Below are 19,620 nucleotides of genomic sequence, written 5' to 3' on the forward strand. Positions count from 1 at the left end.
CATCGAGTCGTGGTACGATCTGGGCAATAAATCGAAGACCCGCCGCACCGGGATGGACAAGGTGCAACAGGTCTCCGAGCACGTGAACCTCATCCTCCGCTACATCCCCTACATCCAGACCAATTTCGTGCTGGGCCTCGACGGCGACATGGGACCCGAGCCGTTCGAGCTCACCAAGCGGTTCATCGATCTCTGCCCCGGCGCGTTCCCCGCGTACTCGCTGCTTTCGGCGTTTGGCCGCGCGGCGCCGATGAATCTCGAGTACCAGCGCGCCGGCCGGGTGCTGCCGTTCCCGTTCCACTTCCTCAACAACAACCACGCGATGAACGTGCGGCCCAAGCACTACAGCTGGCCCGAATTCTACGACGGGCTGGTGGACGTGTCGCGCCACTCGTTCTCCTGGCGCGCCATCGGGCGGCGGTTCCGCGCGACGCGCACCGCGATCCCCAAGTGGATGAATGTCATGCGGGCGGTTTCGTCGGAGGGATTCGGGCGGGTCAAGTACCACGCGGCAATGCGGGGGCTGCTCGACACCGATAGATCGGTGCGCGACTTCATGGAAGGGAAGACGACCGCGCTGCCGTCGTTCTACGTGGACCATATCCGCAGAGATCTGGGCCCTCTCTTCGAGTACCTGCCCGCGGGCGCGATGATGCACGATCCCAACGCGTACCTCAAGGCGAACGGCGCGGCCGCGCCGATCGCTCTGCGCCCCGGTATGCGCGCGGCGCGCCCAGCGGTGGCGTAGGGCCGGAACCGCGCGCCGATGCGCCGGATCCGGATGATCGGCGTACCGCTCGATCTGGGCGCGAGCCGGCGCGGGGTGGACATGGGGCCGTCGAGCCTGCGAATCGGCCAGCTGGGGCCTCGGCTCGCGGCGCTCGGCGGCGAAGTCGAGGACATCGGCAACCTGCGCATTCCCGACCGCGCCTCGCTCACCGGTGTCGCGTCGCCCGTCGGATACCTGCCCACCATCACCGAAGTCTGCCGCGACATTGCCGCCGCCACCGCGCAGGCGGTGCGCGAGGGATTCGCGCCGCTCGTGCTGGGCGGCGACCACTCGCTCGGCGCGGGGTCGGCGGCGGGCGTCGCGACCGCGCTCGCGGAGCGGGGACAGCGCCTCGGGCTCCTCTGGCTCGACGCGCACGGCGACCTCAACACCCCGTCGAGCACGCTGAGCGGCAACGTGCACGGAATGCCGGTGGCGCACCTGCTGGGCTACGGCGACGCTGGCATGGCCGGGATCGCGTCGCCCGCGCCGGCCGTCCGAGCGGAGAACACGGCGCTCGTCGGCATCCGCGACCTCGATCCGGCCGAGCGGGAGCACGCGCGGCGCTACGGAGTTCGCGTGTTCACCATGCGGGAGATCGACGAGCGCGGGCTCAAGGCGGTGATGGAGGATGCGCTTGCCATCGCCGGCGCGGGCACGGACGGGCTCCATGTGTCACTCGACGTGGACTGGATCGATCCGCGCGACGCGCCGGGTGTGGGCACGCCGGTGGCGGGCGGGGCCACGTACCGGGAAGCGCACCTCGCCATGGAGCTCCTGGCCGACACGGGGCGGATGGTGTCGATGGACGTGGTCGAGATCAATCCGGTGCTCGACGACCACAACCGGACGGCGGAGCTCGCGGTGGGGCTCGTGGGGAGCGCGTTCGGGCAGAAGATTCTTTAGTGGCGGCAGTTCCAGACCGCGACAATGTGCTTGCAAGGCGCGGGACGGCCCTCCATATATTGAGCGTCAGGTACCCCCGCTCCGGGTCGGCAGGCGACCATGAGAGTCACCCTCCTCGAATCCGACCGCCACTTTCTCCAGTCCGCCGAATGCGCGCTGCTGAGCCTGCTCGCGCACGGGGCGGTCATCGTAGGCGCCATTGCCGTGACCAGCGGCGGGCGTGTCCTCCCGAGCAACGCGCGGGAGGCACGCGTTTTCTTCTTGCTGCCGCCCGACCGCGTGGCCGCGAGCTCGAGCCAGCCGGCGATCATGCAATGGGGGCGCGAGGGCGGAGATCTGAAAGACGGGAGCGAGCTCACGAGGCCGGGTGAAGGCTGGCTCACCCACGCAGACGCGCACGGCCGCCGCGGCAAGCGGCCCAAGAGCGGCGCGAAGGGCGAGTTGCCGGTCGGGCCCGACGTGCGGCAGCCGGACTCGGTCTTCAGCGTGCTCGAGGTGGACTCGGTGGTGCAGCGCTACGAGACGAGCGCCGCGCCCGTCTATCCGCCGGAGCTGCTCGCAACCGGCACAGAGGGCGTGGTCTACGCGCAGTTCGTGGTGGACACCAGTGGCATGGTCGACACCACGACGATCCGCCTGCTCACGAGCCCGCACCCCGCCTTCTCGGCGTCGGTGCGCCGGGCGCTCGGCCTGATGCGGTTCCGGCCGGCGGTGCGCGGCCGGCACAAGGTGCGGCAGCTCGTCGAGCAGCACTTCCGCTTCACCATTGCGCCGCCGGTTCGCCAGATCAGTTGACCGGCCGCTGTTGGGGGCCGCACCCCGGCAACACCAGCCGCCAGCGACTACTCCGGCGGCTTTGCCGTGGCGACGAATATGTCATCCACGTAGAGGTGGCGGGTGACGGGCTCGGGCGGCGCGCCGACGCCGGTGAGCGAGCCGTCGATCATGATGGAATTGAGTCGCAGGTCGGTCGTCTTGCGGAAGGCGATTCCCGACCACTCTCCGCGAAGCACGCCGTCGAGCCAGAATCGCTGCGCGCCGTCCGATGCATCCGGCGCGTTCAGCTTCACCCAGTACTCCAGTTTGTGCCACGTTCCGCGCGAGGCCGTGAGCGGCGGGTAATAGGTGGCCTCCCCGGTGCCGAAGCGCCCCCAACAGGTCTTCCCGTCATCCTCGCGCGCCATCGCGGGGTAGTAGCTGTAGAGCTGCAGCGGGCCCGGATCGCCCTTGGCGGGCCACGCGATGACGCCGGTCGAAAACCACTGGTACCCATCGGGGCAGAGACCCGCAGTGCCAAAGGCCGACCAGCGGTCGTCAATCCGTGAGCCGCGCACCCTGAGCAGCTTGGTGCCGCCGGTCCAGTTGGACTCGAAGCGCACGTAATAACGAACATAGAGCGAATCGTAGCCTGGCATGAACCAGCGGGTGAGCCAGCCGCCGGTTTCGCCGGCGGGATACGTCATCCGCAACACGTGGCTGCCGCCATGCGCGAGCGCCGCATCAGCGAGCACCTCATGCAGCGGCGAGTCCTTGCCGTCGTCCCAGGAGGCGAGCGTGTTGGACTCGAAGTCGTCACGGAAAATCGTGTCGATGCGTGCGGTGGAAGGCGCGGGCGGCGGCGTGGGCGATCCCGGCACGCCGCTGCCGGGCGACTCGGCGCCGGGCGGATCGGCGACGGCCGTGGGGCCGCCGGGCTCGCCCGCGCAGGCGAGCAGGGCGGCGGTGCCGGCGAGGGTGGCGGCGCTGGTGACGGCTATGAAGGCAACCCGGAAGCGTGCGCGGCGGCGCGCGCGGGGCGCGTCGGGCGCGAGCGGCGCGGCGGGCATGCGCGCTCCTTGGAATTGGGTGGACCGCGACGAGCGGAGAGTGAACGTGTGTGCGAACGACGGCGCGGGGGACGCGGCAAGAAGCGGTCCGCGCGGGATCCCGTCGAAGGGGGCCGCGCGGGCACGCGCGAACTCTGACTTCTTTCCCGAACTCGTGCAATTTCCGAGGGCCGCCGCGAGCGGGCCGGCCGCCTGCGGTCAGGCCGTAGCCGGCCGCGATGCGTCCACCGCGCCGCGCGCGGCCGCGAGCAGCTCGTCCGGCGTGAACGGCTTTGCCAGGCAGAGAGCATCCTTCTCGAGCGCTCCCCGCCCGCTCACGGCGTCGGCCGCGTAGCCGGAGATGAGGAGCACCGGCACGCTCGGGCGCCGCGTCCGGAGCGCCTGCACCAGCTCGGGACCCGACGCCACCGGCATCGTGACGTCGGTGATCAACAGGTCGATCTCGGCAGCATGCTCGGCCGCGAGCACGCGCGCGGCGCCACCGTCGTCCGCTTCCAGCACGTGATAGCCGGCCTCGCGGAGCGTCCGCGCCGCGAGCGCACGCACGGCGGCGTCATCCTCCGCCAGGAGCACCGTCCCGCGACCCTGCATCGAGCCGCCGCCGGCCTCGGGCCTGGCGGGCTCGGTCTCTTCGGTTGCGACCGGCAGCAGCACGCGGAATGTGGCGCCGTGTCCCAACTCGCTCTCCACCAGGATCTCTCCCTCTGCCTGCTTCACGATGCCGTAACACATCGCGAGCCCGAGGCCGGTGCCCTGGCCCACCGGCTTGGTGGTGAAGAAGGGCTCGAAGATCCGATTCATGATGTCGGGGGCGATGCCGGTGCCGGTATCGGCGACCGCCAGCTCGACATACGCGCCCGGCACGAGCTCACGCCGTGCCGCTTCCGCCGGAGCCAACTCGATCTCGCGGGTGGTGATCTCGAGCCGGCCGCCGACCGGCATGGCGTCTCGCGCGTTCACCGCGAGGTTCACCAGCACCTGCTCGAGCTGGCCGGGGTCCACGCGGGTGGGCGGGAGCGAGGGCGCGAGCCGCACCTCGATCGTCATGTCCTCGCCCAGGATGCGCCGGAGCAGCGGCTCGAGCGCGCGCACCGCCTCGTTCAGATTCACCAGCGTCGGCAGCACCATCTGGCGCCGGGCGTACGAGAGGAGCTGCGAGGTGAGCGAGGCCGCGCGCCGGGCGGCGCGCTCCACCTGGTCCAGGTCGCTCCGCACCTGCGTGCCCTCGGGAAGTCGCCGCTGCGCGAATCTCACATAGCCGAGCATGCCGGTGAGCAGGTTATTGAAGTCGTGGGCGATGCCGCCGGCGAGGTTGCCGATCGCCTCCATCTTCTGCGCCTGCATGAGCTGGCGCTCGAGTTTGCGCCGATCGGTGACGTCCTGCAATACCCCGATGAGCTGGCCCGGCGTACCAGGCGCGTCGAGATACGCGTGACCGCGGATCGCGATCTCGCGCTCCTCGCCGTCCGGCCCCGTCCGCCGGAATTCCGTCTCCACCGAGCCGCGGTCGCTGATGGCCTGCGCGATTGCTTGCCGCACCCTGGCTGCGTCGTCCGGATTCGCGCCCTCGAGAAGGGTCCCGAGCGCCGCCTCATCGATCGTGGGGCCCAGCGGGAGCACCCAGGTGCGCATGCTCGCGGCGCCGAGCGCGAGCCGGAGGCGGGCCTCGCTCTCGCGCAGGGCGGCCGCCCGTTCCTGCACCGCCGCATCCCGTTCCTGCAGCGTGTCGAGCATGCGGTTGAACCCATCCGTCAGCGCCCCGATCTCGTCGTCCGCGTGCGCCGGCACGCGGAGCGTGAGATCGCGGGTCGCGGTGAGGCGGCGGACGGTGTCGGCGAGGCCCAGGAGCGGTGTCGCGACCGAGCGGCCCAGCGCCGCGAGGAGCAGGATCGCCGTCGCGCCGACCGCGATGAGCACCACGACGACGACGATGGCGTACGGCGGAAGCCGCTGCCAGAAGGTCGGCAGCCGGTACTGCAGCCGGAGCCAGCCGAGCGGCTGGTCGTCGGACGCCACCGGCAGCGTCAGCACCAACTCGTCGCCTTGAACGACCAGACCGGAGTCCGCGGGCGGCGGTGCCAGGAGCGGCGGCGCGCCCGCGCGCCGGTAGGACGCGAACAGCGATCCGTCGGGGCGGTACACGGCGGCAGCGCCAATCTCGGCGCGGCTGCGCAGCGTCGCGAGGTTCTCGCGAGCGGCGGCGGAGTCGTCGAAGAGCAAGGCGGGGACGGTGTTGGTGCGGACGATGGCGCCGAGCGTGGTCACGTCGCTCACCGCGCGGGGCCGGAAGGTCGTGAGATCGTAGATCGTGACCGCCGCGGCCGCGAGCGCCACGCCGCCCATGGAGGCGAGCGCGATCAGGATGCCCACCTTCTGGCGGATCGGACGGTCACGGAAGGCTCGCACGCTCAGCGCTCCCCCGGCTCGTCCTGCACCCGGGTCGCCAGGCTCAGCACCCGCGAGCTGATCCGCAGGCCGGCCGCTCTGGCCGCGGTCAGATTGATCCCGAAGCGTACCGTCTCGTTCACGATCACAAATCCGATCATGCCGTCCCGATCGACGAACTGCGCGCCCTCGCCGACGCTCAGGACGGGCCGGCCGCGAATCGCCTTCAGCCACTCGGCTTCATCGGGTGTATCCGGCGGAAGATAGAGCAGGTTGCAACGATCCGCCGCCGACGGGGAATCGACGCTCCGGGTCTGCAGCACGCGCCCGCGCTGCCGCCGCTCCGCCAGCACGCGATCGAGGATGCCGCGGAACGTCCCCAGCCCGGCCACGCAGAGCATGAGCGGCGCCTCGGAATCGGGCACCACCGAGCTGGGCCATTCGACGTAACGGGTGAAGTTGACGAGGTAGGCGGCCTTCACTCCGGCCTCGAGCTCCGAGGCGGGCACCTGGGCGCCGGCGGTGCCGATGCCGAACCCGAGCAGCAGGAACAGCGCCGCGGGCGGGCCAACGATGCCGCAGCGCGGGCCCCGCCGGCGGGCGCGCGACAGTCCAGCCGCTAGAAGCGCCACTCGAGGTCGAGGCGAACCCGGCGTTCGATCGCGCGCCGCTCGGCTTCGAAGGGGCCCGGGCGGAACTCCGCGTGGCGCGGCGCGAGCAGGTCCTGCCCCACCAGCGCCACCCTGAGACCGGGGCGGACCGACCAGGCGACGCGCGCGTCGCCCTGGAGATAATCCGGAATCGCGGGAATGGCGGGCGGGTGCAGCGCAGAGACGTAGCGCAGTGCAAGATCGAGATCCACGGCGGCCGGCAGCGAAAAGGAGGAGCGAAGAGCAGCCTCGTGGCGCGGATTCAATTGAGCGACGAAATCGGGGAGCGCATTCGGGGTGCTCTCGTCAGGCTCGATGGTGCTGTGCAGGTAGGTATAGCTCGCGCGGAGCCGCATCCGCCGCGTGGTCTGCCACGTGGCGGCGAGCGTACCGCCGTAGCTCGCCGCGGTGGCGTCGTTGACAATCGCGAACGGAAGCACCAGCCGCCCGTCCACCCTGCCGACCGAGCTCGGAAGCAAGGCACGGATGCGGCTGTAGTCGTTGTAGAAGAGGTCGGCATCCAGCGCGAGGCCCCTCACCGGGTGGCCCCGGTAGCCCAGCTCGTACGCGATGAGCCGCTCGGCCGCGAAATCGTCGTTGCCCTCGACCACGGCTGTCACCGGCGGCGGGCCCGGAGCGGTGACCGCGTTCTCGAAGATGTCGGTGTCCACCCGCGACGGGATGCGCACCGCCCGCGATACGGCCGACCAGAGGGTGTGCCGCGGAGTAAGCTGCCAGAGCAGCCGGACGTTCGGCTGTACCTCGAGCCCGCTGAAGCTGTTGTGCTCCAGCTTGGTGCCGAGGGTGAGATGCCAGCCATTCGCGCCAAGCGCGATGTCGTCCTGCAGGAATCCGGTGACGAGGTGCGTGGTGCGGCTCGAGGGCTCGAACGAGACGGGGTACGCGCCCGAGATGTCGTCCGCGTTGAGCCGAGCGCCGAGACCCCACACGATGTCGTGGCGGCCGCCGAGGATGAAGCGGTGCTGCACTTCGACGTCGGCGGTCGTGAGCGCGGCGCGCCCGAAGTAGGGCGCCTGGTCACGCACGTTCCGGTCGACGTAGGCCCGCGCGGAGAGCTCGCTCGCGCCGGAGAGCCGCCGGCTCCAATGCCCGAGCAGATTGCCGCCGTGCGTACGCACGTCGTAGGCGGTGAGCGCGGTGAACGGCGGGTCCGGGGTGGGGAGCTGCTGGCGCTCGCCGCCCCGGGCGACATAGACATCGCCCTGGAGGGTGACATTGTCCCGCGGCGACAGGCGCGCGTCGAGGCGGAACCCACCCTGTCCCATGCGCCAGTCGTCGGGGGCCGGGTCGCCGGTAGTGAGATCCGCCGGGTCCTGGTAGAGATACCGCGCGTAGGCGCGCGCGTCGACGGCTCGCCCGAGCGCGCCGCCGTACTGCACGGTGCCGCCGACCCGGTCTTCGGTGCCGACATGCGCCAGCGCAAGACCGCCCGTGGTCTCCGCCGCCGGACGGGTGATGATGTTGATGACGCCGTTGACCGCGTTCGATCCCCACAGGGTGGCGCCGGGCCCGAGGATCACCTCGATGCGGTCGATGTCCTGCAGGACGACATCCTGCACGTCCCAGAAGACGCCCGCGAAGAGGGGCGAGTAGACGGCGCGGCCGTCGATCAGCACGAGCAGCTTGTTCGAAGTCACTTCGTTGAACCCGCGCGCGCTGATCGCCCATTCGCGCGCGCCGGCACGCGCCACCTCGAGCCCCGGCGCGAGCCGGAGCGCCTCGGGGAGCGAGGCCGCGCCGCTGCGCTCGATGTCCTCGCGGGTGATCACGAAGACCGCGGCGGCGGCCTCGGAAATCGGCTCGGGGCGCCGGCTCACGGAGGTCACCCGGATCCGCGCCAACTGCGTGATGTCGAGGTCGCCCAGGCTCTGGTCCGGCGCCGGTTGCTGGCCGGCCAGCGCCACCGGCAGGAGGATCGCGGCGGTGGCGAGAAGGGTGGCGCGGCGCACCGGGTCAGTCCGGGCGCAGCAGGCGGGTCACTCTGCGGAGCAGCTCCTCGGGGTCAAATGGCTTGCGGAGGAACGTGGCTGCGACGGAGGCCGGCGGCTCGATGTCGAATCCAGAGATGTAGAGCACGGGAATCGGCGCGCGGCGCTCGGCGAGGCGGCGTCCGAGCTGCCAGCCATCCATGTGGGGCATGCGCACGTCGGTGATGATGAGATCGAAGCCGTCGGAATCGGTCTCGATCAGGCGCCAGGCCCGCGCGCCGTCGGGGGCCACCGCCACGCCGTAGCCGCTTTCCTGCAGCAGGCGGGCGACGTAGGACCGGACGATCTCCTCGTCATCCACCACGAGGACGCGGCCGAGATGCGGCGCGGTCGCGCCGCCCGGGTCATCATCGGGGGCGGGGCGCCAGCCGGCGTAGCCGTCGCGGGCATCGGCGTCGAGGAGCAGAAGGGTGGGGCCGCAGGGCATTGCGGGAACTCCGGGGACAGGACTACGGTGGCGGTCGAGCGATGCGTGTGCCTAACATGGCCCGCGGGGAACTTGCGTCAAGGGCGGCGGGTGCTGGGGACGGCATTCGATGCTTGAATGGCGCTATCGTCCCCCGCCGGCCCCGAGCTATATTTTCGATTCCCTTCGAGTTCCGGCGCCGTAGCCAAGTGGTAAGGCAGAGGTCTGCAAAACCTCGATCGACGGTTCGATTCCGTCCGGCGCCTTGCAGCAGACGCAATTGCGCCGAGCCGCACCGGTGAGCCTGAGGGTGCCGGCTGATTCGAGCCCCACCGCGCCGTCGTACACACCACAGCCAACCGCTCCGCGATGTTCGCCGCGACCATTTCGCGGCGCCGGCAAGGTCCCGTGCCTCCGAACTCGCGCGCCGCGCGCTCTTGCGCCTTTCGCGCCCGCCTCTATTATTTGCACGCTCAATTATTGGCATCCCTCGCCAAAGGCGGCCACCGTGCTCCGACAACCCCGCGCCACACCCGCCGCCGACGTGGAGCTTTGTCCCCGCTCGCCCCGCTGGCAGCGCCGCCCCGCCGAGCGGCGGCGCGAGATCATCGATGCCGCCGTCTCGACCTTCGGCCGCTGCGGCTTCGAGCGCGCCACCCTGGCCGACGTGGCCGAGCGCGCCGGCGTCTGCCCCGGCACCGTCTCCCACTACTTCGGCTCCAAGGGTGGGCTCTTCCAGGCCGTGATCGCCGAGCGGTTCGTCGGCTTCATCGCCCAGGAAGAAGCGCTCCTCGCGGACGAGGACGCGCCCACCTCCGCAACCGTGCGGCTCGACCAGATGCTCCGCCGACTCTGGGAGCACACCTGGTCGCCCGGCACGCTCGAACTGATCCAGGTGACCCAGGTCGACTCGGCCGACTTTCCGGAATCCGGCCGGCTGCTCTGCCGAGAATTGAGCGGCCGCTGGCGGCGGCTCATGGGCGCCACCCTCGAGACCGGCATCCGCTCGGGAGAGTTCCGCCGGGTCGATTCCGACGTCACCGCGCGGATCATCGGGTACACGGTGCTCGGCGTCGCGCAGAAGGTTTCAGCGTTCGCGCCCTATGATGCCGACATGCCGAGCCGGGAGGCGACGTGGAAGGTGGTGCGCGAGCTGGTGCATCGATACGTGAAGGCGGACGGCACGCTAGCGCACCGCAAGACTGCGAACCGCGCTAGCGCGCGAACACCCCGCAAGGGCGCCGCAGCCCGCACGCGGGCGGAGGATGCATGAAATCGTCTCGATCCATTGCCGGCCTGCTGGCGCTCCTCGTCGCTTCGAGCTGCAAGCATGCCGCGCCGCCCCAGGCGCCGCCGCCCCCCGAGGTCGCCGTCGTAACGCTGGCACCGCGGCCCGTGCCGGAATCCTACGAGTTCACCGGCGAGGTGCAGCCGTACCGCCGTGTGGAAGTGCGCGCGCGGATCGACGGCGTGATCGAGGCGCGCCCCTTCACCGAAGGCGCCTTCGTCAAGCCCGGCCAGGTGCTCTACCGGCTCGACCGCGTCCGCCCCGAGGCCGCCTACCAGAACGCGCTTGCCCGCGCGCAGAACGCCCGCCGCACGCTCGCGCGGCTGGAGCCGCTGCTGGCGCAGAACGCGGTGGCGCAGCAGGACGTCGACAATGCGCGCACCGAGGTGCAATCGGCCGAGGCGGCGCTCGCGGAAGCGAAAAAGAATCTGGACGACACGGTGGTGCGCGCCGAGATCGCGGGCCGGGTGGGCCGCACCATGCTCGACGTGGGCGCCCGCGTCCGAGGGTCCGACGACATCCTCACCACGATCGACGTGCTCGATCCGATCTACGTGAGCTTCCGTCCCTCGGCCCAGCAACTGCTCGACTGGAAGGAGCACCCCGAGAGCCGCGCACTCGTCCAGCCGGGGAGCCAGCTCGCCGTGCACGTGACGCTGCCCAATGGATCGCCGCTGCCGCGCACCGGTCACCTCGACTTCGTGGCGCCGTCGCTCGATGCCACGACCGGCACGCAGGAGTTCCGCGCCCGGTTCGACAACGACGACCACCTGCTCGTACCCGGCCAGTTCGTGCGGGTGCGGCTCACCGGCTTCGTGCGCGACAGCGCGCTCGCCGTGCCGCAACGCGCCGTCCAGCAGGCGCTCGGCCGCCAGTTCGTGTACGTGGTGGGCAAGGGCGACACCGTGGCCACCCGTGACATCGAGCCCGGCCCCTGGAGCGGCGGGCTCTGGATCGTCGACCGCGGCCTCGCCGCGGGTGAGCGGGTGATCGTGGACGGCGTGCAGAAGGTCGCGGCGGGCCAGCCGGTGCATCCGGTGCCGGCCGCCGACACGACCGGTGCCGCCGGCGCCGACAGCGCGGCGCTCGACACCGAAACCTCGCAGCTCGGGGCCACGCGGTGAACGACATGCCCCGAAAGCCCGGCGCGGCCAACGCGGACGCCGAGATCAGGTACTTCTTCATCCGGCGGCCGGTGCTCTCGGTCGTCATCAGCCTGGTCATCACGCTGCTCGGCATCTTCGCCATCCGGCTGCTGCCGATCTCGCGCTATCCGCAGATCACGCCGCCCGCCGTGACGGTGCAGGCGACGTACCCCGGCGCCACCGCCGAGGACGTGGCCGAAGCCGTGGCGGCGCCGATCGAGCAGCAGCTCTCGGGGTTGCAGGGACTGCTCTACTACTCGTCGGCCAACGCGAGCGACGGGACGATGAGCCTGAACGTGTACTTCGACGTCACGCGCGACCAGGACCTGGCGGCGGTCGACGTGCAGAACGCCGTGCAGCTCGCCGAACCGCAGCTTCCCGATGCCGTGCGGCAGAACGGTGTCACCATCCTCAAGGCCAACACCGACATTCTCGGCGTCGTGGCGCTCACCTCGGACGATCCGCGGTACGACGCCGCGTACCTCACCAACTACCTCCGCCTCTACATCGAGGACGAGATCAAGCGGGTGCCAGGCATCGGCAACGCCAACACGTTCGGCGGTCTCGAGTTCTCGATGCTGATCCAGCTCGACCCCGACCGGATGGCGCAGCTCGGCGTCACCACGGGCGATGTGGCGGCCGCGGTGCGGGAGCAGAACGCCACCAACCCGGCGGGCCGAGTGGGGCGCGAGCCGGCGCCGCCCGGCACCGAGCTCACGCTGCCGGTGACGGCGCTCGGCCGGCTCAAGACCCCCGAGCAGTTTGCCGACATCGTGGTGCGCGCCAAGCCCGACGGCGCGCTCATCCGGATCCGCGACGTGGGCCGCGTGGTGCTCGGCTCGCGCAACTATGACCTCGTGGGCCGGCTCAACGGCAAGCCGTTCGCGGCGCTGCTCATCTATCTCCGGCCCGGCGCCAATGCGCTCGCGGTGAAGGACGCGACGGTGAAGCGCATGGCGGAGCTCGCGCGCAACCTGCCGGCCGGCGTGCACTGGGCGATCCCGTTCGACACGACGCCATTCGTCACCGCATCGATCAAGGAGGTGGTCACCACCCTGGTCGAGGCGATGCTGCTGGTGACGCTCGTGGTGTTCGTCTTCCTCCAGAGCTGGCGGGCGACGCTCATCCCGATGCTGGCGGTGCCGGTGAGCGTCATCGGCACGTTCCTCGGCCTCCTCATGCTCGGCTTCACCATCAACGTGCTGACGCTCTTCGCGCTGGTGCTCGCGATCGGCATTGTGGTGGACGACGCGATCGTGGTGATCGAAAACACGGAGCGCATCATGGCGAGCGAAGGCCTCGCCGCGCGCCCCGCCGCCGACCGCGCCATCCGCCAGGTGGCGCCGGCGCTCGTCGCCATCGTGCTCTCGCTCTGCGCCGTGTTCGTGCCGGTCGCGTTCCTCGGCGGGGTGACGGGCGAGATGTTCAAGCAGTTCGCGGTGACGCTGGTGATCTCCGTCGTGCTCTCGGGTCTCGTGGCGCTCACCCTGACTCCGGCGCTCTGCGCCATGTTGCTCAAGGAGTCGAACGAGGCGCACCAGGGCGGCATCTTCGGTGCGTTCAACCGCGGTTTTGCGCGGGTGACGCGGGGCTACACCGGCGGCGTGGGCCGCATGCTCGGCCGGCCGCGGCTCTGGCTCGCAGTATTCGCCGTCCTGGTGGCGCTCGCCGTGGTGCTCTGGCGGACGATTCCGAGCGCGTTCATTCCGACGGAGGACAAGGGCTACTTCGCGATCGCGCTGCAGCTCCCCGATGCCGCGTCGCTGCAGCGCACCGAGCAGGTGATGCAGCGGGTGGAGGGCTTCCTCAAGGCGGAGCCGTCGGTGCAGAACATCGTGGCCCTGGGCGGACTCGACATCCTCACGCGGACCAACCAGACCAACAGCGCCACGATCTTCATCAACCTGGTGCCGTGGGAGAAACGGGGCGCCGGCCAGTCCATCGACGACATCACCGGGCGGGTGAACGCCAAGCTGTTCGGGATGAAGGACGCGATCGGCTTCGCGTTCAACCTGCCGGAGATACCCGGCCTGGGTGCCACGTCGGGCGTCGAGGCCAACCTGCAGAACCGAAGCGGGCAGAGCGTGGCCGAGTTCGCCACGAAGGTGCAGGAGTTCGTGGCGGCGGCCAACCAGCTCCCGGCGGTACAGGGGGTCAACACCAACTTCCGCGCCAACGTACCGCAGGTGTACGTCGACGTGGACCGCGCCGCGGCCAAGTCGCGTGGCGTGAGCCTCACCGACCTCTTCAGCACGCTGCAGACGTTTCTCTCGACGCTCTATATCAACGACTTCAATCTCTACGGCCGCACCTACCGGGTGCAGGCGGAAGCGCAGCCGCAGTTCAGGAGAACGCCTGAGGACATCGGCCGGCTCTACGTGCGGGGGCGCAACGACGAAATGATTCCGGTGTCGGCGCTCACCCGGACGGAGTTCCGCAGCGGGCCCACGCAGCTCCTCCGCTTCAACGGCTTCGGCTCGGCGCTGATCACGGGAAATCCCAAGGCCGGGCGCAGCTCGGGCGAGGTGCTGGATCAGCTCGACCAGCTCGTCGCCGCGAAGTTCGCGTCGCAGGGGGTGGGCATCGCCTACTCCGGCCAGTCATTCCAGGAGCGGGCCGGCAGCGGGCAGGCCGGGCTCGTCTTCGCGCTCGGGCTCGTGATGGTGTTTCTCGTGCTCGCCGCGCAGTACGAGAGCTGGTCGATTCCGTTCGCCGTGCTGCTTGGCGTGCCGTTCGGGGCGCTCGGTGCGCTGCTCGGCATCTGGCTCCGGGGCACGCCGAGCGACATCTACTTCCAGGTGGGGCTCATCACCGTGGTGGGGCTCGCGGCCAAGAACGCGATCCTCATCGTCGAGTTCGCCAACGACATGCGGGTGCGGGGCACGCCGCTCCGCGAGGCGGCCGTCGAGGCGGCGCGCGAGCGGTTCCGGCCGATCCTCATGACGTCGTTCGCGTTCATCCTCGGCGTGTCGCCGCTCGTCATCGCGAGCGGTGCGGGCGCGGCGAGCCGGCACTCGCTCGGCACCGGCGTGTTCGCCGGTATGCTCTTCGCCACGACGATCGGGATCTTCTTCATCCCGCTCTTTTTCCGGGTGATCCGCGGGGCGGCGGAGCGGACCGATGAGCGTCGCAAGCACAAGGACGTTCAACGCGAGGCGGCGCGACTGCCGGAAAGCGCGCGGTGAGCGCCCCCGCACGCGGGGTGCGCACGCCGGGCGCGCGCACGACAGCCGCCCGCGCCGTCGGCGCGCTCGTGCTCGGCGCCGCGGCGCTCGTGCTCGGCTGCGCCGTGGGCCCGAGCTACCACCCAGTGGGAGTCGTCCCACCGGACACGCACTTCGGCTCCGGCGCCGACACCGGTGCGACGCGCGCCTACTTCGACTCGCTCGCCGCCGCACGCACCGCCGACACCGTTCCGCTCGGCCCCACGCCCGAGCCCGCGGTGGCGCCGCCGGGCGTGGCGCCGCCGCTCACGCGCGCCGCCGACTCGCTCGCCGGTGCCGCATGGCTCGATATCCTCCGTGACACGACGCTCGTGCGGCTGGTCGAGACGGCCGTGCGGCAGAACCGCGACGTGCAGACGGCGGTGCAGCGGATCCGCGAGTTCCGCGCGGAGCTGGGCGTCGCCCGCTCGCCGCTGTTTCCCGAGGTCTCCGTCAACGCGAGCGCCAGCACCAACCAGGTGGCGGTGGGCGCATTCCCGCCCACGTCGTTCAACGCCCTGCGGGTGACGGGCGATCTCGCATGGGAGCTGGATCTCTGGGGCCGGATCCGGCGGGGCGTCGAGGCGGCGCGCGCCGATCTGGGCGTCGAGGAGGCGGCGCACCGCGCGGTGCTGCTGACGCTGGTGAGCGACGTCGCCTCCAGCTATCTCCAACTCCTCGAGCTCGATCAGGAGCGCACGATCGCCGAGCGGACGCTCGCCTCGCGGCGGGAGACGCTGCGCCTCGCGCGGAGCCGGTTCCAACAGGGCGTGATTTCCGAGCTCGACGTGCGGCAGTTCGAGGCGGAAGCGGCGGTCCCGGCGACGACGCTGGCCACGCTCGAGCGGTTGCGCGCCCAGCAGGCGCACCAGTTGAGCGTGCTGCTCGGCGAGGCACCGGCGCCGATTCCGCGCGGCGGCGCGCTCAACGACGCGGTGGCCGCGCTCGTGGTGCCCGATTCGCTGCCGGCGAGCCTGCTTGCGCGGCGGCCCGACATCGCGGAGGCGGAGCGTGCGTACGCCGCCGCGACGGCGCGGATCGGCGTGGCCCAGGCGGAACGGCTGCCGACGGTGTCGATCACGAGCTCGTACGGCTCGCAGTCGCCCAACACGAGCAACCTGTTCACCGGACAGACCGAGGTGTACCAGGTGCTGGGCGGCGTGTCGCTCCCGCTCTTCACCGGCGGCCGGATTTCCAACCAGATCGAGGCGGCGCGCGCGCGGGCGGAGCAGGCGCGGGCGCAGTACGAGCAGTCGGTGCTCGTGGGCTTGCGCGAAGCGGGCGACGCGCTCGCCGCGATCGGAAGCGCGCGGGACCAGGCCGCGGCGCAGGCCACGCAGGTGGAAGCACTCCGCCGCGCGCTCGCCCTCGCCGCCGTGCGCTATCGGAGCGGGGTGGCCAGCTACCTCGAAGTGCTCGACGCCCAGCGCAGCCTCTTCTCCGCGGAGCTCGGGCTGAGCCAGGCGCAACTCCTGCAACTCACGTCCGCCGTGCAGCTTTACCGCGCCATCGGAGGCGCCTGGAACCCGTAACCCTTCGGGCCGCGCATCATCGGCGTGAGCCACGTCACGCCGCTCGTCCTGCCCATCTCGCAGCCGCAGGACCCTTCCTCTCCCATCATCGCTTGTCCGCCCCGGCGGGCCGAGGGCCCGGGTTCCCCAGCGGGCGGAGGCGAGATGGCAAGCAGCAGTGAGTCACACGAGTTGCGGGCACGGGAGATCGACGGCCTCCGCTTCGCCGCGGTCGGGTTCATCGCGCTCTTCCATGTCGTGCATTACTACGTAAAGATCGGCGGCGCCGGGCCAGTCTCGGCGAGCGGTCCGGCCACGCGGTACGTGCTCGCGGATCTCGCGCCTTACGGACATCCGGCCATCGCACTGCTCGTGCTCTGCAGCGGGTTCATTTTCGCGTGGCCGTTCGCGATGCACTACCTGGGCGGCGCGCCCTGCCCGCGTTGGCGGCCGTTCGTGCGCCGGGCGATCGGCGCGCACCGGGTGCTCTACGTCCTGGGCCTCACGTTCTTCCTTGGCTGCTTCACCATCGCCGAGGCCCGATCGCTGCTCACGCTCGTGCCGCACTACCTCGCCGGCGTCTTCTACATCCACAGCCTGGTCTTCGGCCAGCCGAACCCGATCGATGCCGGGACATGGTTTCTCGAGGTCGAGGTGCAGCTCATCCTGCTGGCACCGCTCCTCGCGCGCCTCTTCGCAATCCGAAGCGCGCGAGCGCGCCGCGGCGTGCTGGTGGCGCTCATCGTGGTGCTGGCCGCCGCGCAAGCGTGGCTCGTGCCGCCGGGCTCGCGCCTCGCGCTCACCGCGATTCCATTCCTGCCCGTCTTCTTTGCGGGGTTTCTGCTGCTGGACCTGCACGTGGCCGGAGGCCGGCCGCCGGAGACGAGCCCCGCGTGGGATGTCGTCGCGCTCCTCGCCCTCGCACTCATGGCGGGTGTATGGCGCACCACCCAGCTCAACTGGCTCGCGCTCCCCGCGCTCACGCTCCTGCTCGGCGTCGCGACGCTCCGCGGCCGCTATCTGAGTCGCGGCCTGCGCAGCCGGCGAATGATGGGCGTGGCCGCGGGCTGGTATGGGCTTTACCTGCTGCACGGGCCGCTGGTGGTCGTCGCGGTGGAGCTGACGCGGCATCTCGTCGTCACCGACTCGTTCGCGGTGAACCTGCTCGTGCAGTGTCTGCTGGTCGCCCCGCTGCTCGCCGCGCTGCTTGCGGCGGTTCTGGCCGGCGAGCGCGTCGTCGGCGCGTGGACGCTCCCGAGCTGGTGGGATCGTATCGGCCGAGAGGGCGTGGGTCCCGGCGAGGCGGTGCATGGGCCACCGCGGCGGAGCAGCCTGGAGCTCTTGCTTGGGTCGCCGCCGGCGATTCGGGGCGAGTCCACGGCGGAGTGACGCCGCTAGTCCACCACCGACTCCGCCGTCACGGTACGCCCGCGTCTATCGAGCCAGCGCTCGATGCGCCGGCGCCCTCGGAGCGCCGGCTGCTCGACGAGGTAGTAAGCCAGTACGGCAGCCGCCGCGGTCAGGACGAGGTTGAGCGGGAACGCTGAACTCACCGCGGTGGCGCCCCGGTCGAGAAACGGGTTCTGCCACAGATAAATCGAGTAGCTCATGAGTCCGATGGTCACCATCGGCGCGGAGTTGAGCAACCGGCCGACGATGCCGCCGGGGTGGCGCACGCACCAGTCAACGGAGACGGCGAGCGCCACGTCCATCGCCGCGTAGCCGGCCACGGCCATCGCGTTCGGCGCGTTGGCATCGATGCCGGAGAACGAGAGCCACGCCACGGCGACGGGTGCGAGCAGCACGAGGGGCGACTCGAGAAAGGCTCGATATGCCCGGCGGCGCCAGAGCCAGTCGCGCCAGAGCGCGAGCAGGCAGCCGATGCCGACGGTCTGGAACATGAGCAGGATGCTCGCCGGCCAGAGCGGCACCACCGCGTGGTAGTGGGCGCCCCACTGCATCACGGAAATCCCCGCCACGGCCGCGAGCGCCACCCAGATCCCGCGCCCGACGCCCCCGAGGAGCAGCAACGCCGGCCAGACGAGGTAGAACTGCTCCTCGACCGAGAGCGACCAGGTATGGGCCACCGGCCACGCGGTTTCCTGCGGGGCGTAGATCGTGGTATAGCTCGCGGCGCGGAGCAGGTCGCCGGGATGGAGGTCGACGTATGCGACGAGGTTCAGCAGCGCGATGATCGAGAGGAACGCGTAGTACGGCGGGAAGATGCGCAGCGTGCGCCGCAGATAGAAGCGGCGGAGCGACACTCGGCCCGTGGCCTTCCATTCGCGCAGCAGGAGCCCGGTGATGAGAAAGCCGGAGATGACGAAGAACACCCGCACGCCGAGCGAGCCCAGGATCCAGAGCGGGAGGTCGGTGTGCGGAAAACCGTCCGTGCCGCTCACGTGGCCCAGGCACACGAAGAGAATCGAAACAGCGCGCAACCCATCGAGCGATGGGATGCGGGTGGCGGATTGCCTCACGGCAACGTCGGGGGCGCAGGTATCCGCAAGGTAGGTGCGCCGCACGGGGCGCGAAAGAGCCAGTGCGCCTCTTCCGGCGGCGCGCGGCTTCACGCATGGGCCCATCGGCGCCGCGCCGGCGCGATGCGGCAAGGCGGGTGCCGCCGCGCGTCAATCCTTGAGGATCAGGAGCGAATCAGTCGAGCAGCTTTGCGTCGGCGAGATCGCGCGCGAGCTCGGGGCCGGGGTTCGCGGGGCGGCGAAAGTACCACCACTGGTGTGCCGGGTCGTGGCCCTCGTCGGCCGCCACGGGGGCGCCCCAGATCGGGCCGGTCGGCACGGTGAGCTCGTGAAAGCGGGCGTCGGCGCCGGCAAGGCGGGACTCGGTCCGCTCGTCACGGCGCGCGCTGCGCGGCCGGCCGTGGTGCGGCGCGCCGGGCGGGTCGGTCGCGTCGTCCGTGAGCGCGCGGGCGATCCGCTCGCGCAGGTCCATGTCGTTGAGATAATCGTCGAGCGTGAGATCGTAGCCGCGGGCGACCTCGTCCACGATGGCCTCCCACCGGCGCACCAGCTCGTCCAGCTCGTGCGGCGTCATGGCTCGGCCGCCCGGCGGGCCTGGCGCCGGAAGTAGGCTTCGCCGTCGTTCGGGCGGAAGAAGGTGCGGATGGTGCCGTCCGGATCGAAGGCGATGAACGCGCCGCTCGCGCGGTCGAAGCGGGTGACAACGCCGTCGGCGCGGCGGAGCTCCAGCACGTCGCCGCCGGCAGGGCGGTCGCGGAGCGTCTGGGCGAGGGCGAGGTACTGCGACTGGGTGATGTGGCCGAATTCGCGCCCGTGCTTCCGGTAGTGCTCGTGGAGGCGGTCGCGGGTGCGGAAGCCGACGCTCGCCGCCGGACCGGCCGCCGCGATCGAGCCCGCGGTATCGGCCGGCGCCGAATCCGATGCACGCGCTCCGCAGCCGCCGAGCGCTGAACCCGCCGCGACGAGCAAAGCGACGGCGAATGCGAGGCGCGCACGGCGGAGCAGGGAACGCATCAGCGTAGCATACAGCAACAGGGGACAC

At 70.8% G+C, this 19,620-nt stretch carries 16 protein-coding genes and 1 tRNA gene; 9 read left to right on the forward strand and 8 right to left on the reverse strand.

Annotated features, from left to right (window positions below; genetic code table 11):
• The 3 genes from VFW66_03310 to VFW66_03320 form a co-directional block, all read left to right on the forward strand.
• A partial coding sequence (locus VFW66_03310) for a hypothetical protein (protein HEX5385712.1) occupies positions 1-748 on the forward strand: 748 nt, incomplete at its 5' end.
• An 18-nt stretch (positions 749-766) separates the two neighbouring features.
• Positions 767-1,675 (forward strand): arginase, encoded by a 909-nt coding sequence (gene rocF, locus VFW66_03315; GenBank protein ID HEX5385713.1) that lies wholly within the window; start codon positions 767-769, stop codon positions 1,673-1,675.
• Positions 1,676-1,774: 99 nt separating this feature from the next.
• Entirely contained in the window at positions 1,775-2,470 is a 696-nt protein-coding gene (locus VFW66_03320) for an energy transducer TonB (protein HEX5385714.1), read from the forward strand.
• A 47-nt stretch (positions 2,471-2,517) separates the two neighbouring features.
• Here the strand turns inward: VFW66_03320 and VFW66_03325 are convergent, their stop codons facing one another.
• The 5 genes from VFW66_03325 to VFW66_03345 all read right to left on the reverse strand — a co-directional run bounded on the left by VFW66_03325 (position 2,518) and on the right by VFW66_03345 (position 8,972).
• Complete coding sequence (locus VFW66_03325) at positions 2,518-3,501, reverse strand: hypothetical protein (GenBank protein HEX5385715.1); 984 nt, start codon at positions 3,499-3,501, stop codon at positions 2,518-2,520.
• A gap of 198 nt (positions 3,502-3,699) precedes the next feature.
• Entirely contained in the window at positions 3,700-5,907 is a 2,208-nt protein-coding gene (locus VFW66_03330) for an ATP-binding protein (GenBank protein HEX5385716.1), read from the reverse strand.
• A 2-nt stretch (positions 5,908-5,909) separates the two neighbouring features.
• The gene (locus VFW66_03335) at positions 5,910-6,518 is read right to left on the reverse strand and encodes a YfiR family protein (protein ID HEX5385717.1); all 609 of its coding nucleotides are present in this window, start codon (positions 6,516-6,518) and stop codon (positions 5,910-5,912) included.
• Positions 6,506-8,506 (reverse strand): TonB-dependent receptor, encoded by a 2,001-nt coding sequence (locus tag VFW66_03340; GenBank protein HEX5385718.1) that lies wholly within the window; start codon positions 8,504-8,506, stop codon positions 6,506-6,508. Before VFW66_03340 ends, VFW66_03335 begins: the two co-directional genes overlap by 13 nt.
• 4 nt (positions 8,507-8,510) lie before the next feature.
• Complete coding sequence (locus VFW66_03345) at positions 8,511-8,972, reverse strand: response regulator (protein HEX5385719.1); 462 nt, start codon at positions 8,970-8,972, stop codon at positions 8,511-8,513.
• 174 nt (positions 8,973-9,146) lie between these two features.
• Here VFW66_03345 and VFW66_03350 point away from each other — a divergent pair.
• The 6 genes from VFW66_03350 (at position 9,147) to VFW66_03375 (ending at position 17,487) form a co-directional block, all read left to right on the forward strand.
• Positions 9,147-9,217: transfer RNA gene (locus VFW66_03350), tRNA-Cys, on the forward strand.
• Between the two features lie 242 nt (positions 9,218-9,459).
• Positions 9,460-10,224, forward strand: a complete 765-nt coding sequence (locus VFW66_03355) for a TetR/AcrR family transcriptional regulator (protein HEX5385720.1) — start codon at positions 9,460-9,462, stop codon at positions 10,222-10,224.
• The gene (locus VFW66_03360) at positions 10,221-11,363 is read left to right on the forward strand and encodes an efflux RND transporter periplasmic adaptor subunit (GenBank protein ID HEX5385721.1); all 1,143 of its coding nucleotides are present in this window, start codon (positions 10,221-10,223) and stop codon (positions 11,361-11,363) included. The genes VFW66_03355 and VFW66_03360 overlap by 4 nt, the downstream gene beginning before the upstream one ends.
• 5 nt (positions 11,364-11,368) lie before the next feature.
• Complete coding sequence (locus VFW66_03365; GenBank protein ID HEX5385722.1) at positions 11,369-14,569, forward strand: multidrug efflux RND transporter permease subunit; 3,201 nt, start codon at positions 11,369-11,371, stop codon at positions 14,567-14,569.
• Entirely contained in the window at positions 14,566-16,119 is a 1,554-nt protein-coding gene (locus VFW66_03370) for an efflux transporter outer membrane subunit (GenBank protein ID HEX5385723.1), read from the forward strand. Before VFW66_03365 ends, VFW66_03370 begins: the two co-directional genes overlap by 4 nt.
• 144 nt (positions 16,120-16,263) lie before the next feature.
• Complete coding sequence (locus VFW66_03375; protein HEX5385724.1) at positions 16,264-17,487, forward strand: acyltransferase family protein; 1,224 nt, start codon at positions 16,264-16,266, stop codon at positions 17,485-17,487.
• Between the two features lie 5 nt (positions 17,488-17,492).
• On the opposite strand, the gene VFW66_03380 is transcribed toward VFW66_03375, so the two are convergent.
• From VFW66_03380 to VFW66_03390, 3 genes are all read right to left on the reverse strand, one after another.
• Positions 17,493-18,623: an acyltransferase gene (locus tag VFW66_03380; GenBank protein HEX5385725.1), complete on the reverse strand. Its 1,131-nt coding sequence runs from the start codon at positions 18,621-18,623 to the stop codon at positions 17,493-17,495.
• A 130-nt stretch (positions 18,624-18,753) separates the two neighbouring features.
• Complete coding sequence (locus VFW66_03385; protein ID HEX5385726.1) at positions 18,754-19,152, reverse strand: hypothetical protein; 399 nt, start codon at positions 19,150-19,152, stop codon at positions 18,754-18,756.
• Positions 19,149-19,592: a hypothetical protein gene (locus tag VFW66_03390; GenBank protein ID HEX5385727.1), complete on the reverse strand. Its 444-nt coding sequence runs from the start codon at positions 19,590-19,592 to the stop codon at positions 19,149-19,151. The genes VFW66_03385 and VFW66_03390 overlap by 4 nt, the downstream gene beginning before the upstream one ends.
• Between the last annotated feature and the right edge of the window lie 28 nt (positions 19,593-19,620).

This window comes from Gemmatimonadales bacterium (assembly GCA_036279355.1).
Lineage (GTDB): Bacteria > Gemmatimonadota > Gemmatimonadetes > Gemmatimonadales > GWC2-71-9 > DASQPE01.